Genomic DNA, 1,564 nt, shown 5'->3' on the forward strand with positions numbered 1-1,564 from the left:
CTCGAGCGGCTGCCGGCATCTCGACGGTCTCCCCGGTGGTCGGGGTATCCGACCAGGCGGCCACCCGGCGACGTGCCGGACGTCGAGGTGCGGGCCGCTCCTGGTCGGCCGGCGTCCCGGTCTCGGCGATCGGGTAAGCGGTGGTGGCGTCGGGATCGTTCCAGTCCGACTCCGGGTCGTCGTGGTCGACGATGTCGCCGCTCCCGTCCCAGCCGAAGAATCCGCGCACGATTCCCGGGATCTCCCTGGCCGGGCGCCCCACCAGCACCAGGACACCGAACGCGACGAGCAGTACGAGCAGCGGGACGGCGACGAAGACGGACAGGCCCGCCTCGAGCGTGCCTCCGACGATCCTCCCGAGGACGCCGGCTCCGCCACGGACGCCCTCCGGGTCCGAGGGCGACCCTGATCCCAGATGCCAGAGACCCAGTACCCCCAGGGCGGTCACGGTGGTCCCGACCACCCACCTGGACTGCACATCGGGCCGTGGCTCCCGTGCCATCACGAGGACGCCCCAGCCGCCGAGCAGCAACGGCAGCAGTGCACCCGGCGTCCCGACGACCGTCCGGATCCCGGTGTCGATCCACTCCCCCACCGGCCCAGCGGCACCGAACCACACCGCTCCGGCGAACACGATCGCGATTCCGACGAGGATCAACCCGAGCCCGTCGCGTCGGTGGGGCGGCGCCACACGGTCCTCGTCGGTACCGCCTCGCAGACCGCGCACACCGTGACCGACTCCCTTGGCCACACCCGACCAACCGCCCCGTAGACCGCGCCCGACTGCGCCGAAGGCGCCGGACGTCCGCTCCGGAGGTGGGGTGACCGCGCGGGATCCACCGCGGGTTCCCGACCTCGGGGTGGAGACGACCGCACCGCGACGGGTACCGCCTCCCCGCGACGACGTCGAGGTGGACGCGGTGGATCGCTGTGCGCCTGCCGTCGAGGCCGGGCGCCGTCCACCGGGGGCACGGGTGGATCGCGTGTTCGAGCTGGGTGCCATGGAGGTCACTCTATCTTCTCCGACCCCATTGGTAACAGCAGCCACACGGGCCGGGGGTCGGTCAGACGCCCCTCGGCACCGACTCGACCGCGTCGATTCCCTGCTGCGAACCAGAGATGTCCACGTCGACCGCGTCCCTCCCGAACGCCCACAGGATCAACTCCACAGGGTCGGCGGTCACACTGACCACCGGGGCCAGCGCGGCGCCGGTGGACACCGCTCCGGACTTGGACAGGCTGATTCCCGGAGGGGTACGCAGATCGACTCGGGCGGCCACCCGACGCAGGAAGGTCCTGGCCACCGTCGTCCCCAGAGCCCAGATGCGATCGAGGTCCTCGACGTCGAACTCCCGCTTCGTCCATTCGCCGTCGGCCCTGCGGACGTCCTCGTGGTGGACGAGGTACTCCGCGGCGTTGGCCAGGCGGTCCGCGTAGCGGAGCGGCGAGTACCACGGCGCACCCGCTGCGATCTTCTCCAGCAACTCGTCCCACGGACGCTCGGCCTCACGGAGGCGCAGTTCCTCCATCCGAGAGGCGAGCGCCGGCAGGACGATTCCCGCCG

2 protein-coding genes are annotated in these 1,564 nt (G+C 71.6%); both read right to left on the reverse strand.

Annotated elements, in window-relative coordinates; translation table 11 throughout:
- Positions 1 to 727: DNA translocase FtsK 4TM domain-containing protein (locus G6027_RS14320; RefSeq protein ID WP_346995751.1), on the reverse strand; the 727-nt coding region annotated here is incomplete at its 3' end.
- A gap of 337 nt (positions 728 to 1,064) precedes the next feature.
- The coding region (locus G6027_RS14325; protein WP_241727146.1) for a maleylpyruvate isomerase family mycothiol-dependent enzyme at positions 1,065 to 1,564 on the reverse strand (500 nt) is incomplete at its 5' end.

It is taken from the genome of Dietzia sp. SLG310A2-38A2, assembly GCF_014145095.1.
Classification (GTDB): Bacteria; Actinomycetota; Actinomycetes; order Mycobacteriales; family Mycobacteriaceae; genus Dietzia.